The sequence below is a fragment of the Burkholderia sp. MSMB1459WGS genome (genome assembly GCF_001534535.1).
Taxonomy (GTDB): Bacteria; Pseudomonadota; Gammaproteobacteria; order Burkholderiales; family Burkholderiaceae; genus Burkholderia.
In genome coordinates, this window is record NZ_LPMU01000023.1 from 114565 (window position 1) to 127255 (window position 12691).

14 protein-coding genes and 1 pseudogene are annotated in these 12691 nt (G+C 67.3%); 12 read left to right on the forward strand and 3 right to left on the reverse strand.

Features of this window, described 5'->3' with window-relative positions:
* Positions 1-39 precede the first annotated feature (39 nt).
* Positions 40-1446 (forward strand): aspartate ammonia-lyase, encoded by a 1407-nt coding sequence (gene aspA / locus WT97_RS08260; protein ID WP_059500795.1) that lies wholly within the window; start codon positions 40-42, stop codon positions 1444-1446.
* Positions 1447-1549: 103 nt separating this feature from the next.
* Entirely contained in the window at positions 1550-3052 is a 1503-nt protein-coding gene (locus tag WT97_RS08265) for an amino acid permease (protein WP_059795640.1), read from the forward strand.
* 57 nt (positions 3053-3109) lie between these two features.
* Here WT97_RS08265 and WT97_RS08270 read toward each other — a convergent pair whose 3' ends face one another.
* Positions 3110-3799 carry an alpha/beta hydrolase gene (locus tag WT97_RS08270; protein ID WP_060036008.1) on the reverse strand — a complete coding sequence of 230 codons (690 nt, stop codon included), beginning with the start codon at positions 3797-3799 and terminating at the stop codon, positions 3110-3112.
* Positions 3800-4055: 256 nt separating this feature from the next.
* On the opposite strand from WT97_RS08270, the gene WT97_RS08275 reads away from it, so the two are divergent.
* Together WT97_RS08275 and WT97_RS08280 are read left to right on the forward strand one after the other, a co-directional pair.
* Positions 4056-4298 carry an antitoxin gene (locus tag WT97_RS08275; protein WP_059795644.1) on the forward strand — a complete coding sequence of 81 codons (243 nt, stop codon included), beginning with the start codon at positions 4056-4058 and terminating at the stop codon, positions 4296-4298.
* A pseudogene (locus WT97_RS08280) lies at positions 4295-4693 on the forward strand (type II toxin-antitoxin system VapC family toxin); the annotation flags it as partial. The gene WT97_RS08275 and the pseudogene WT97_RS08280, both read left to right, overlap by 4 nt.
* A gap of 65 nt (positions 4694-4758) precedes the next feature.
* On the opposite strand, the gene WT97_RS32430 reads toward WT97_RS08280, so the two are convergent.
* Complete coding sequence (locus tag WT97_RS32430; RefSeq protein WP_179949388.1) at positions 4759-5007, reverse strand: hypothetical protein; 249 nt, start codon at positions 5005-5007, stop codon at positions 4759-4761.
* 96 nt (positions 5008-5103) lie between these two features.
* On the opposite strand from WT97_RS32430, the gene WT97_RS08285 reads away from it, so the two are divergent.
* From WT97_RS08285 to WT97_RS08320, 8 genes are all read left to right on the forward strand, one after another.
* Positions 5104-7491, forward strand: coding sequence for an MCP four helix bundle domain-containing protein (locus tag WT97_RS08285; protein WP_060036007.1), 2388 nt, complete (start codon positions 5104-5106; stop codon positions 7489-7491).
* 22 nt (positions 7492-7513) lie between these two features.
* The gene (locus WT97_RS08290; protein ID WP_059795686.1) at positions 7514-8242 is read left to right on the forward strand and encodes a methyl-accepting chemotaxis protein; all 729 of its coding nucleotides are present in this window, start codon (positions 7514-7516) and stop codon (positions 8240-8242) included.
* Positions 8239-8817 (forward strand): hypothetical protein, encoded by a 579-nt coding sequence (locus WT97_RS08295; RefSeq protein WP_060036006.1) that lies wholly within the window; start codon positions 8239-8241, stop codon positions 8815-8817. The genes WT97_RS08290 and WT97_RS08295 overlap by 4 nt, the downstream gene beginning before the upstream one ends.
* A gap of 22 nt (positions 8818-8839) precedes the next feature.
* Positions 8840-9799, forward strand: a complete 960-nt coding sequence (locus WT97_RS08300; RefSeq protein WP_059795650.1) for a chemotaxis protein CheX — start codon at positions 8840-8842, stop codon at positions 9797-9799.
* Positions 9800-9835: 36 nt separating this feature from the next.
* Entirely contained in the window at positions 9836-10201 is a 366-nt protein-coding gene (locus WT97_RS08305; protein ID WP_006486240.1) for a response regulator, read from the forward strand.
* A 190-nt stretch (positions 10202-10391) separates the two neighbouring features.
* A complete protein-coding gene (locus WT97_RS08310) occupies positions 10392-10976 on the forward strand; it encodes a hypothetical protein (RefSeq protein ID WP_060036005.1) in 585 nt (194 codons plus the stop codon).
* A gap of 10 nt (positions 10977-10986) precedes the next feature.
* Positions 10987-11439, forward strand: a complete 453-nt coding sequence (locus WT97_RS08315) for a DUF3592 domain-containing protein (protein ID WP_060036004.1) — start codon at positions 10987-10989, stop codon at positions 11437-11439.
* 11 nt (positions 11440-11450) lie between these two features.
* Positions 11451-11651 (forward strand): hypothetical protein, encoded by a 201-nt coding sequence (locus tag WT97_RS08320; protein ID WP_257128467.1) that lies wholly within the window; start codon positions 11451-11453, stop codon positions 11649-11651.
* 12 nt (positions 11652-11663) lie between these two features.
* Here WT97_RS08320 and WT97_RS08325 read toward each other — a convergent pair whose 3' ends face one another.
* Positions 11664-12545 carry a LysR family transcriptional regulator gene (locus WT97_RS08325; RefSeq protein ID WP_059500882.1) on the reverse strand — a complete coding sequence of 294 codons (882 nt, stop codon included), beginning with the start codon at positions 12543-12545 and terminating at the stop codon, positions 11664-11666.
* Positions 12546-12691: the final 146 nt, after the last annotated feature.

A 12691-nucleotide genomic window follows, 5' to 3' on the forward strand; every position in this document is an offset into this window, starting at 1 on the left:
GGCGAACGACGAGCGGCACGAGACATCCTGGAGGGCACGATGACCGAAAACGGCTTCCGCGTCGAAGCGGATCTTTTAGGCAAACGAAGTATTCCGGATGCCGCCTATTACGGCGTCCACACGCTGCGCGCGAAAGAAAATTTCGACATTTCGGGCCGCACCATTGCGTCGCTGCCGTACCTCGTGATGGCGCTCGCGGCCGTGAAGGAAGCGGCGGCCGACGCCAACTGCGAACTGGGCCTGCTGCCGCGGCCGTACCGCGATGCGATCGCCGCCGCGTGCGTCGAGATCCGCGAAGGGCGGCTGCACGACCAGTTCGTCGTCGACGTCATCCAGGGCGGCGCCGGCACGTCGACCAACATGAACGCGAACGAGGTGATCTGCAACCGCGCGCTCGAAATCATGGGGCACGCGCGCGGACAGTACGAATATCTGCACCCGAACGAGCACGTCAATCTCGCGCAGAGCACCAACGACGTCTATCCGACCGCGATCCGGATCGCGACGTGCTTCGCGGTCGAACATCTGCTCGAAGCGATGGCGCGGCTGCGCGATGCGTTCGCCGAGCGGGCCGACGCGTTCGCCGGTTTGCTGAAGCTCGGCCGCACTCAACTGCAGGACGCGGTGCCGATGACGCTCGGCCAGGAATTCTCGACCTACGCAGTCATGCTGACGGAAGACATCGCGCGGCTGCAGGAGGCAGGCTGGCTGATTCGCGAGATCAACCTCGGCGCGACCGCGATCGGCACGGGCATCACCGCCCACCCGCAGTACGCGGAGAAGGCGCTGGCCGCGCTGCGCCGGATCACCGGGCTCGACCTGAGCACCGCGCCGAACCTGATCGAGGCGACGCAGGATTGCGGCGCGTTCGTCCAGGTGTCGGGCGTGCTCAAGCGGATCGCCGTCAAGCTGTCGAAGATCTGTAACGACCTGCGGCTGCTGTCGAGCGGCCCGCGCGCGGGCTTCGGCGAGATCAACCTGCCGCCGGTGCAGGCCGGCTCGTCGATCATGCCCGGCAAGGTGAATCCGGTGATCCCGGAAGTCGTCAACCAGGTCGCGTTCGAGGTGTTCGGCAACGACGTGACCATCACCTTCGCGGCCGAGGCCGGCCAGCTTCAGCTCAACGCGTTCGAACCGGTGATCGCCAGCGCGCTGTTCCGCAGCTTCAGCCACCTGACGGCCGCCTGCACGACGCTCGCGCAGCGGTGCGTGAGCGGCATCACCGCGAATCCCGAGCGGCTGCGCGAGACGATGGAGCGCTCGGTCGCGCTCGCCACCGCGCTGAATCCGTACATCGGCTACAAGCGCGCAACCGCCGTGGCCGCCGAAGCGCACGAGAGCGGCAAGTCGATCCGCGAAGTCGTGCTGGCTCACGGGTTGATGACCGACGCGCAACTGGACGAGGCGCTGCAGCCCGAAGCGCTGATCCGGCCGCGCGCCTACTGATTCCGCCCGCGCGGCGCCGGCCCATGCCGCCGGCGGCCCGCGCGTGGCCGTTCCCCGCAGCGCCCGTCGACGGGCGCGATACATCAAGAAACGGAGACACACCATGAAGCACGCCAGCGAGCGCCCGGCCGACACGGCCGGCGGCGCGGATCCCCGTCATGCCGACCGCGATGCGATGTTCGCGTCGCACGAAGCCGGCTACGAACAGAAGTTGAAGCCGCGCCACGTGCAGATGATCGCGATGGGCGGCGCGATCGGCACCGGCCTGTTCCTCGGCGCGGGCGGCCGCCTGCAGAGTGCGGGGCCCGCGCTGGCGCTCGTGTATCTCGTGTGCGGCGCGTTCGCGTTCCTGATCATGCGTGCGCTCGGCGAGCTCGTGATGCACCGGCCGACCAGCGGCAGCTTCGTGTCGTACGCACGGGAGTTCATGGGCGAACGCGCGTCGTTCGTCGCGGGCTGGATGTACTACCTGAACTGGGCGACGACCGGCATCGTCGACATCACCGCGGTCGCGATCTACATGAAGTACTGGGCCGTGTTCACCGACGTGCCGCAATGGGTGTTCGCGCTCGGCGCGCTCGGGATCGTGTCGGTGATGAACATGATCGGCGTGAAGGTGTTCGGCGAGATGGAGTTCTGGTTCTCGATCGTCAAGGTGGGGACGCTCGCGCTGTTCCTCGCGGTCGGCGCCGTGTTTCTCGCGAGCGGGCATCCGGTCGCCGGCCAGATGCCGGGGCTGCATCTCGTTGCGGATCACGGCGGGATCTTCCCGCACGGCATCCTGCCGGCCGTGCTGATCGTGCAGGGCGTGGTGTTCGCATACGCGAGCATCGAGCTCGTCGGCGTCGCGGCGGGCGAGACCGCCGATGCGCGCAAGGTGTTGCCGAAGGCGATCAACAGCGTGATGTGGCGTATCGGGCTGTTCTACGTCGGCTCGGTCGTGCTGCTGACGATGCTGCTGCCGTGGACCGCGTACAGCGCGCACGAAAGCCCGTTCGTGACGTTCTTCAGCAAGCTCGGTGTGCCGTACGTCGGCACGGTGATGAACGTCGTGGTGCTGACTGCCGCGCTGTCGAGCCTGAATTCCGGCCTCTATTCGACCGGGCGCGTGCTGCGCTCGCTCGCGATGGGCGGCTCCGCGCCGCGCTTCGTGTCGCGGATGAACGCGCGCGGCGTGCCCTATGGTGGAATCCTCGTCACGGTCGCGGTCAATGCGATCGGCGTGCCGCTGAACTACATCGTGCCGGCGCAGGCGTTCGAGATCGTGCTGAACATGGCGTCGCTCGGGATCATCACGACCTGGGGCTTCATCGTGATGTGCCAGATCCTGTTCCGTCGCGCGGTCGATCGCGGCGAACTGAGCCCGGTGTCGTTCCGGATGCCCGGCGCGCCTTTCACGTCGTGGCTCACGCTCGGGTTCCTGGTCAGCGTGCTGGTGCTGATGGCGTTCGATTATCCGGGCGGCACGTGGACCGTTGCGATGATTCCGGTCGTCGTGCTCGCGCTGGCGATCGGCTGGAAGCTGGCGAAACGCGGAGCCGTGCGCGAGCAGGCGGCGATGCCCGCATCGGCGCGCGCCGTTGCCGAGCCTGCCCGGAACGCGTAATGCCATGCACCGCAGGCGCCGGTCCGTTTGCGGGCCGGCGCCTGCGGTGCGTCCGGTTCAAGTCCGGTTCAAGCCGGCGCGCTCGCCGACCCATCGGCCGAAATCGCCGGCCATCTCCGCGGTCAGCTCGTGTCCGGCCGCATACAGCCGCGTGTCGTGCGCGATGCCGAGTGCCGCCAGTTTCGCATCGGCCTTGTCTGCCCACGCGACGGGCAGCTTGTCGTCGAAGCGGCCATGCACGATCAACGCGTGCAGCGGGCGAAGCGCATCGCGCGGCGCGATCAGCGAATCGATTTCCGGCAGGATGCGGCCGCACAGCACGGCGAACGCGCTCACGTCGCCCGGCGACGTGAGGCCGACGCTCGCGCTCATGATGCCGCCCTGGCTGAAGCCGGCGATCACGGTGGCCGACGCGGGGGCTGCGCCATCCCGCGCGCGGAGCGCGTGCAGCAGCGCGATCAGTTGCACGCGGCTCTCGTCGGCACGCGCCGCATCGATTTCAGGGCCGTTCGGGCCGAAACGCACCGGAAACCATGCATGCTGATCCGGCCCGAACGTGAGCGGGCCGCGCACGAACGCGATTTCGATGCGCGGATCGATTGTGCCGGCCACGTTCAGCAGGTTGGTTTCGTTGCCGCCGACGCCGTGCAGCAGCAACAGGCGGGCGGCGGGGCGGCCGTTGGCCGGGCGCAGCCGGTACTGCAGCCCGGATTCGGGATCGGTGGTCAGCGGCAGAACGTCGGTCATTGCGTGAGTCCGAAAGGGAACGATGCGACAGTCTAGAGCGGGCGGATCGGGACGGGAATCGCCGGGGCGGGATTGATTGTTTCCGCGGGGGAACGAATCGGGCCGCGGTGCGCTGCGGGAACGGATCGCGACGCCATGCCGCCAGGCATGGGCCAACGGCCCGGCAACCTTTCGGCAGCAGGCCGATCGGACGACTCGTCATTCTCACGTGCGTTGACAAAATAGATGCATTTTGTAGATACGTGAGGGCGCGAAGATGGACACGGCAAAGATCTTCAAGCATCGCGGCTCGCAGGCCGTCCGGCTGCCGAAGGATTTCCGCTTCGATACGGCCGAGGTGCGCATCCGCCGCCATGGGGCGTCCGTCATTCTTGAACCGGTGCCGCAAGACTGGGCATGGCTGACGCCGCTGATCGGCCCCGTCGACGCCGACTTCGAGGCTGCGGCGACCACGCAGCCGTCCGCTCAGGAGCGCTCGGGCCTGGATGTGTTCGAATGAAGTTCCTGCTGGACACCACCGCGGTGATCGCCATTCTCGAGGGCGAGCCGGCAATGCTGGCCCGTCTGCATGCCTGGCGGCCGGCCGATTTCGGGATCCCGGCGATCGTCGCGCATGAGCTTTATTACGGCGCGTACAAGAGTCGGCGAGCGGCAGCGAACGTCGCACGTGTCGACGCGCTTCAGTTCGAGGTCGTCCCGTTCGACACCGAGGATGCGCAGCATGCGGGCGAAATTCGTGCGCATCTGATCGCGGCCGGTACGGCGATCGGCCCTTACGACGCGTTGATCGCAGGGCAGGCGCGCGCCCGGCATCTCGTGCTCGTCACGCACAATGTCCGCGAATTCGGGCGGGTTCCGCGGCTGCAATTCGAAGACTGGCTCGCCGAACCGAGCGAAGGCCGAGCGGCGGATCATGCACGGGCGACATTAACGAGCCTGCCAGGCGAACGCAGCATCGATTATAAAAAGAGGCCGAAATAAACCGGCTCGCCGATAATGCGCAAACGTTTTACCGGCATTCGATAAAACGGATTTCGCGGAGCATGAATAAAACGATGAATATCCGCTATTGCGGCGATGCGTCGGGCGCCGTGGCCGTGCTGCATATGGCGGTGGCGAGTTAACGGCAAATCCGCGAAAAACTTTAGGCTTTTCCCCGCACAATTATTCATTTCAATTTCCTCAATGAACGATTGATTGTCGGTCATCGGACAGTCATACACCATCCCCGATAATTCGGCGCTCACATTCTTTCATTAGACCAGAGGGCGATCGAAGCCGGATCGCTGCGGGGAGCTGTACTCATGACCATCCGTCATCGCATTACGCTACTAGTCGTCCTGACGTTCTTCGCGCTGTCCGCGATCGGCATCTATGCCGTGTACCAGACGCGCAAGAGCGCATCCGAGGTGCGTCAGGTCACCCAGGGAATCGTGCCGAGCGCGCTCGCGTCGGCGGATCTCGTCGCCGACGTGAAGAACATCCAGATCGCGACGATGACGCTCGTCTACGCGCCCGACGCGAACACCGCCGCGCAGGCGCGCGACGAGCTGAAGGCGAAGCAGGCCGCACTGCGCGCCGCGCTCGACGCGCAGGCGAAATCGGCGGTCGGCCGCGCGCAGGAAGGGCTCGTCGCGCAGGCGAAGGACAGTGCCGCCAACTATTTCGCGGCGATCGACGACACCGTGAAGATGAAGGCGGACGGCAAGGCCGAGATGGCGCAGGCCTACCTGTTCGCGAACGTCGCGCAGTATCGCGACGAACTCGAAAGCATCGTCGACACGCTGCGCGTCGAGAAGAACCGCCAGAAGGACGACGCGATCGGCGCGCTGAACGGGATGCTCGCGACCACGGCGACCGCGATCGCGGCCGTCGCCGGCACGGTGATCGTGTTGCTGACCGCGCTCGGCCTCGTGCTGTATCGCCAGATCACGCGCCCGCTGATCGGGATGCAGACGGCGATGAGCGAGATCGCGAGGAGCCAGGATTTCACGCGCCGCGTGCCGGTGGGCCGGATGGACGAAATCGGCCATTCGATCGTCGCGTTCAACGGGATGATCGAGAAGATCCAGGAGAACGCCGCGCAACTGAAGCAGAAGACGGCCGACATCCAGGCGATGCTGCAGAACATGCAGCAGGGCATCCTGACCGTCGTCGAAGGCGGCGTCGTGCATGCGGAGTATTCGGCGTACCTCGAAACCATCTTCGAGACGAACGACATTGCCGGCCGCGACCTGATGGCGCTCGTGTTCGACGATTCGGCGATCGGCGCCGACGCGCGTTCGCAGGTCGATGCGGCCGTGCACGCGTGCCTGGGCGAAGACAGCATGAACTTCGCGTTCAACGAGCACCTGCTCGTCAACGAAGTCGCGAAGCGGATGCCGGACGGCCGCGAGAAATGGCTCGATCTGAGCTGGTCGGCGATCACCGACGAGACCGACACGGTGGTGCGCCTGATGCTGTGCGTGCGCGACGTGACCGAGATCCGCGAGCTGACCGCGCAGGCCGGCGAGCAGCAGCGGCGCCTCGAGATGATCGGCGAGATCCTGTCGATCAGCCAGGACAAGTTCCACGACTTCGTGCACAGCGCGAAGGGCTTCCTCAGCGAGAACGAGCGGATGATCCGCCAGCACGAGCGCGCCGATCATTCGATCGTCGCGGCGCTGTTCCGCAACATGCACACGATCAAGGGCAATGCGCGCACCTACAGCCTCCAGCATCTGACGAACATCGTCCACGAAGCGGAGCAGGCGTACGAATCGCTGCGGCGCGCGGACAGCGGCCCCGAGTGGAACCGCGACGCGCTGATGGACGACCTGGCGCGCGTGCGCGAAGCCGTCGATCACTACGCGACGATCAACGCGGTCACGCTCGGCCGCAGCAGCGAGCCGGCGCAAAGCGGCGCCGATTTCCTGATGGTCGAGCGCGCGCGCATCAGCGAAAGCCTGCGCGTGCTCGACGGCGCCGATCCGGCAAATGCGTCCGACTGGCACGCGGCGCGCGATGCCGTGCGGCGCATGTTGAGCCAGCTCGGCACCCAGGGTATCGGCGAGGCGCTCGGCAGCGTGATCGAGTCGCTGCCGTCGCTCGCGGCCGAGCTCGGCAAGCCGGCGCCCGTCGTGCATATCGACAGCCACGGCCAGCGCGTGCGCAGCGAGATCGTCGCGACGCTGAAGAACGTATTCATGCACCTGCTGCGCAATTCGATCGACCACGGGATCGAATCGTCCGACGTGCGGCGCGCGGCCGGCAAGGCGGCGTCCGGCACGATCGATATCGCGGTCGGCGTGGGCGGCGGCGAGCTGTGGTTCGTGCTCGGCGACGACGGCCGCGGCCTCGCGCTCGACCGGATTCGCGGCATCGCGCGCGAGCGCGGCTGGATCGATGCCGACGACGCGGCGGCACTGTCTGACGAGGAGGTCGCGGAACTGATCTTCCGGCCGGGTTTTTCGACCGCGCAGACGGTGACCGAAGTATCCGGACGCGGCGTCGGCATGGACGCGGTGCGCAATTTCCTGAAGCGCGAGGGCGGCGATATCGCGCTGCGCTTCACCGACGATCGCGTCGGCGCGCCGTATCGCGCGTTCGAGACGATCGTGTCGCTGCCGGCGCGCTTCGCGGCGGACGGTGCCGCGCATGGCGCGGGGCCCGCCCAGCGGGCGCGCAGCGCGGATATCGGCGCAGCGGAGTGACGGCGTGATCGTGCAGGCGTGGATGATTCAGATGGCCGCCGCGCTGGCGGGCGGCGCGGTCGTCGCCGTGGCGGCGGCGATCGCGTTTCGCGTGATGCGCAGGCGGCACGTCGCGGCGCTGGCGCGCGAGGCCGATGCGTTGCGCGACGCGCTCGACGCCGCCCGTGCACGCGCGGAAGAAGCGGCGTCGGCGCATGCGGAAGCGGCCGACGCATGGGCGCGGCGCGAGGCGCAGCTCGAGGAGGCGCTGGCGCGCGAGGCGTCCGCGCACGGCGCGCAGCGCGACGCGTTGCAGGCGCTGTCGGCCGATCGCGCGGCGCTCGCGCAGCACGCGATGAAGATCGCCGACGAAGCCGCGCGCCTGCGCGGGCTAGCCGGCACGTTCGAGCGCTGGCACGAGCAGATGATCTCGCTGACCACGCAGAACCAGGACATGCGCACGAAGAACCAGGAGCTGTCGGCGATCGTCGCGCACGTGTCGATCGTGTCGCTGAACGCGTCGATCGAGGCCGCGCGCGCGGGCACGGCCGGGCGCGGCTTCTCGATCGTCGCGAGCGAGGTGCGCGGGCTGGCCGCGCGCTCGCAGCAATTGTCGAACAGCTATCGCGACAGCCTGAACCGCAACGATCTCGTGACCGCCGCGACGTTCCAGGACATCCAGGCCGGCGGCAAGATGATCACGGCCGCGCTCGCGACCGTCGAGACGCTGGCCGGGCAACTGCACGCGCGGATCGAAGGAGAGGCCGCGTGATCGGCGCGCAGGCGAGAGCCGGTTTCGAGCGGATCTTTTTCGATGCCGCGCGCACGCGGCTCGCATCCGGCGGCGCGTGCGACATCCGGCCGGCCACCGGCCACGAACATGACGCGCCCGATCGCTTGCAGGCGACGTCGCGATCGAAATCGAAGGCGCCCGAATATGTGGTCGTGCTGACGATCTCGGCGCTGCACTTCCGCCTGCTGCTCGCGCTGCGCTTCAGCGACGACGACGCGACGCGCCGCCATTTCGTCGGCACGGCGGCAGGCGCGGGCAACGCGCGGCCGCTGACCGACGCGTTCATGGAAGCCGCGAACCTGTGTTGCGGCGCGATCAACCAGGCGCTGACCGCGCCGTTTCCCGATCTCGGGATGTCGACGCCTTACCTGCTGAGCGGCGCGAGCATCGATTACATGCACGCGCTCTCGCCCGATTACGTGGCCGCGTACGACCTGACGTTCGACGACGTGCGGGTCGGCGCGACGCTGTGCGTGTGCGCGAACGCGCCGGTCGATTTCCATGTGCCGGAAGCGGCCACGGTGGAAACCGGCGGCGAGCTCGAACTGTTCTGACCGACCATCAGGAATCCATCAGATGACCGAAGACCAACCCGTCAGCAAGGTGCTCGTGCTCGACGACAGCCGTGTGCATGCCGACGCGATCAAGCGTTTCTGCGACGAGCACAACCTGGTCGGCCTGACCGTGCGGCGCAGCCGGCTGCTGAAGGTGCTGCGCTCGAACATCGATCTCGGCGCGATCCTGCTGGCCGAGGATTACGGCGGCTCGCCGGCCGAGAGCGCGATCATCGCGACGCAGATCGACGCGCTGCGGCCCGAGCTGCCGATCATCCTGCGCCGCGAATCGCTCGCGTCGCGCGACGGGCTGCCCGATGCGCTCGCGCGTGTCGCGTGCGCGGCCTACGTCGCCGACGACATGACGCCGCTCGAGCGCGCGATCGACGAATACCTGTTTGGGCGCGACTACCCGAACGCGCTCGTGCGCGGCATCTCGGAGATCACCGAGGCGCGCCTCGACAGCCTGTTCCCGGGCATGACGATCGAGCACGACACGCCGTGCATCGTGCGCGACCAGATCATCTTCGGCGAGGTGTTCAGCCTGATCGCGCTCGAAAGCGCGTGGTGCCGCGGCTACATGCTCCTGCAGACGAGCGAGCAGCCGCTGCTCGACATGCTCGGCGGCTCGCGCGACGGCAGCCGCGCGCCGGATTTCCGCGACGTGAACAGCGTGCTCGGCGAGCTGACCAATCTCGTGTGGGGCGCGTTCAAGAACCGCTATCTCGGCGACGCCGAGGCGCTGGCGCGCCATCCGGTGCAGGTGCCGCTCGTCGTCAATCACAAGCAGAAGTTCATCTCGTTCGGCGGCGATTGTCCGCAGCTCTGTTTCAAGTACCGGATGACCGATCCGGCATCGGGGCGCTCGGTCCGTCTCGACCAACGTTTCGTGTTCAGCCTGAGCTGGTCGCCGGAGGATTTCCGCGAATCGGTGCAGGACGTCGGGCCGATGGTCGAATCGGGCGAACTCGAACTGTTTTGAATGTTGAAGTCAGCAACGACGAAAGGGGAATACGACATGGCAAAGATTCTGGTGGTCGACGATTCGGGCACGGTGCGCGACGAAGTGGCGGGCTTCCTGCGCAATCACGGGCTCGACGTCGCGACGGCCGTCGACGGCAAGGACGGGCTCGCGAAGCTCAAGGCGACGCCCGGCGTGCGCCTCGTGATCAGCGACGTGAACATGCCGAACATGGACGGCCTGACGATGGTCGAGAAGATTCGCGGCGAACTGGCGAACACGGCGGTCAACGTCGTGATGCTGACGACCGAAAGCAGCCCGGCGATGAAGGAGCGCGGCAAGGCCGCCGGCGTGAAGGGCTGGATCGTGAAGCCGTTCAAGGGCGATGCGGTGCTCGACGCGCTGAAGAAGCTCGCGGGCTGACGCGCGCGGCCGGCGCGGGCCCGATGCCGCGCCGGCGTTCGACGCTGCGGTTCGGGGCGCGTGGCCGGTTGCCGGCGCGATTTACAGCGCGCCGCGATGTCCGTATCCTGCCGGTTGCCGAGGGCGGCGTGCCGGTGTGTCATGCACGGCACGCCCGGCATTGACAACATCGGGAACGGTACACCTTCCAATGAAAACCGGAATCGGTCGGCCCGCGCGCTTGCGCGGCGCGTGCGTATCGCTGGTCGCCGCGCTGGCGGGCGGATGCGCGAACACGGGGCCACAGCATGCACACACGGCGGCCGCGGGCGACGGCTCGTCGTACACGTGCAATCCCACGCAGGCCAACGGGCAGGCGTCGGCCGGGCGGGGCGCAAACGGATGCTATTTCGTGCTGCACGACCCCGCCACCAGGCAGGCGCTGCCGAACACGCGCTATGCGTTCGCGCTTTACACCAGCGCGACCCAGGACAGCCGGGAACTCGAAGTCGAAGGCACCACCGACGCGCAGGGGCGCACGATCTACATGCGTTCCGACGCGCCGATCGATGCGGCGCGCATGGTGCTCGTCCGCATGATCGGCGACGGCCCGACCGGACGCATTCCGGTGCTGGTCCGTCCGACGGACGGCAAGCGCGTTCCGTTCGCGCGGTACAAGGTGACGGGCTGCAACGGGCTGTACGAAGGCGTGACCGACGAAACGGGGCGCGGCGTGATGTATCGCTGCAAGACACAGTCCCGGATCGACGTGTCGTTCTATCGGTCGCGTCCGTAGCACGAAACGGATGATGTCCGTATCCGGCGGGGCTGCAGCCCGGCACATCGAGACGCTGATCGCAAAGGGCATCGGCTTTACCGTCGTGGGCACGTGCATGCTGATCGGCGTCGCTCTGTATGCGCAGTCGACGCGTGAGTTCCTGCGAACGTCGGTCGTCGTGCCGGGGCGCGTCGTCAAGCTGAACGCGGGCCCGCATCATCCGGAAATCGCGTTCACGACGCTCACGGGCGAACATGTCGAATATTCGCAGGGCGGCGACGTCAGCGTCGAGGACGGCGCGACGGTCGAGGTGCGCTATGCGCCGGATGCGCCGGGGATGACTGCGCGGATGAACACGTTCGGCGCGATCTGGGGCGATGTGCTGACATTCGGCGCGATGGGGTTGGTCTTTTTCGTCGTCGGCGTCGGTCAGTTGTGGTCGGGCGTGCGTGTGTGGCGCAGCGGGCGCAAGCGGAAGTGACCGCGCAGCCGATGATGTTCTACCGGGATATCGCCGGCGATTGGCATCGCGACGGCACGCGCGATCACGACGTCACGGAAGGCAGCAATGCGCTGAGCGTGCTGTCGACGTCGACGGACGGCTTCCACGACTTGCAGTTGCGCGAACGCGGCGGCAAATGGCGCCGGACGTTTCGCTGGTCGGCAGCGGATGGCGAGTATCAGCCGCGCTGACGCACCGGCCCGTTAGCGGGCGGGGGCCGCCGCTGTCGCGAATTCGTCGACGACCGCTTCGATCACCGCCTGCACGCGCGCGGTCTTGTAGAGATCGGCATGGGCGACGAGCCACACGTCGAAATGATTGCACCGCTGCGGCATGAGTCGCACCAACTCCGGCTCGGTGTCGGCGCGGAAGCACGGCAGCTCCGCAATGCCGAGCCCCGCCAGCGCGGCTTCCACCAGCATCATCGTCGACGAAGTCTGGAACATCACGCGGCCGCGTGAAGTCGGTTCGCCGCACAGCGCGTCCCACATCGTCGGCACCACCGGCTGCTGATACATCACCAGATCGTGCCCGTCGAACGCGCTGCCCGCGACCGGTTCGCCGCGTTCGGCCAGATAGCGGCGCGATGCGTAGATGCCCGTTTCGAGATGCCCGAGCCGCCTGACGATCAGATCCGGCGATTCCGGCCGCAATGTGCGAATCGCGAGATCCGCTTCGCGGCGCGTGAGGTTGGTGATTTGCGCCGACGTCACGCACACGACGTCGATGCCGGCATGCCTGCGCCGCAAGCGGGCGATCGCGGGAACGACGAAGCGCTTGCCGAGCGTGTCGGTCGTGGCGACGCGCACGGACCCGGCCAGTTGCTCGTCGAGCCCCATCACGCGGCGTTCGATCGTCAGCGACGCCCGCTCCATCGTTTCGGCCGGTTCGAGCAGGGCTTCGCCCGCGGTCGTCAGCACATAGAGGGACGGGGTGCGGAGAAACAGCCGGGCCGAGAGCTCGTCCTCGAGCGCGGCGATCCGGCGCCCGACGGTCGCCTGATCGACGTTCAGTTGCGCCGCGGCGCCGCGCAGCGTGCCGGTGCGCGCCAGCGCGAGGAAGAAGCGGGCGTTGTCCCAGTTCATCAGGATGTGCTCCGAGAAACCCGCCATTGATGGCGGGAAGGCAAGGCGTGCCGTTGACCGGCAGGTTCTGCCACGGGGCAGGATCACCTGCATGATTCTTGTCTACCGCTACCGGGTGGAGTCGCTCGACGGACGATCGGGCAGCC

Coding starts and splice junctions, on each gene's coding strand:
- aspA (WP_059500795.1), top strand. CDS start 40: ATGACCGAAAACGGCTTCCGCGTCGAAGCGGATCTTTTAGGCAAACGA.
- WT97_RS08265 (WP_059795640.1), top strand. CDS start 1,550: ATGAAGCACGCCAGCGAGCGCCCGGCCGACACGGCCGGCGGCGCGGAT.
- WT97_RS08270 (WP_060036008.1), bottom strand. CDS start 3,799: ATGACCGACGTTCTGCCGCTGACCACCGATCCCGAATCCGGGCTGCAG.
- WT97_RS08275 (WP_059795644.1), top strand. CDS start 4,056: ATGGACACGGCAAAGATCTTCAAGCATCGCGGCTCGCAGGCCGTCCGG.
- WT97_RS32430 (WP_179949388.1), bottom strand. CDS start 5,007: ATGACCGACAATCAATCGTTCATTGAGGAAATTGAAATGAATAATTGT.
- WT97_RS08285 (WP_060036007.1), top strand. CDS start 5,104: ATGACCATCCGTCATCGCATTACGCTACTAGTCGTCCTGACGTTCTTC.
- WT97_RS08290 (WP_059795686.1), top strand. CDS start 7,514: ATGATTCAGATGGCCGCCGCGCTGGCGGGCGGCGCGGTCGTCGCCGTG.
- WT97_RS08300 (WP_059795650.1), top strand. CDS start 8,840: ATGACCGAAGACCAACCCGTCAGCAAGGTGCTCGTGCTCGACGACAGC.
- WT97_RS08305 (WP_006486240.1), top strand. CDS start 9,836: ATGGCAAAGATTCTGGTGGTCGACGATTCGGGCACGGTGCGCGACGAA.
- WT97_RS08310 (WP_060036005.1), top strand. CDS start 10,392: ATGAAAACCGGAATCGGTCGGCCCGCGCGCTTGCGCGGCGCGTGCGTA.
- WT97_RS08315 (WP_060036004.1), top strand. CDS start 10,987: ATGATGTCCGTATCCGGCGGGGCTGCAGCCCGGCACATCGAGACGCTG.
- WT97_RS08320 (WP_257128467.1), top strand. CDS start 11,451: ATGATGTTCTACCGGGATATCGCCGGCGATTGGCATCGCGACGGCACG.
- WT97_RS08325 (WP_059500882.1), bottom strand. CDS start 12,545: ATGAACTGGGACAACGCCCGCTTCTTCCTCGCGCTGGCGCGCACCGGC.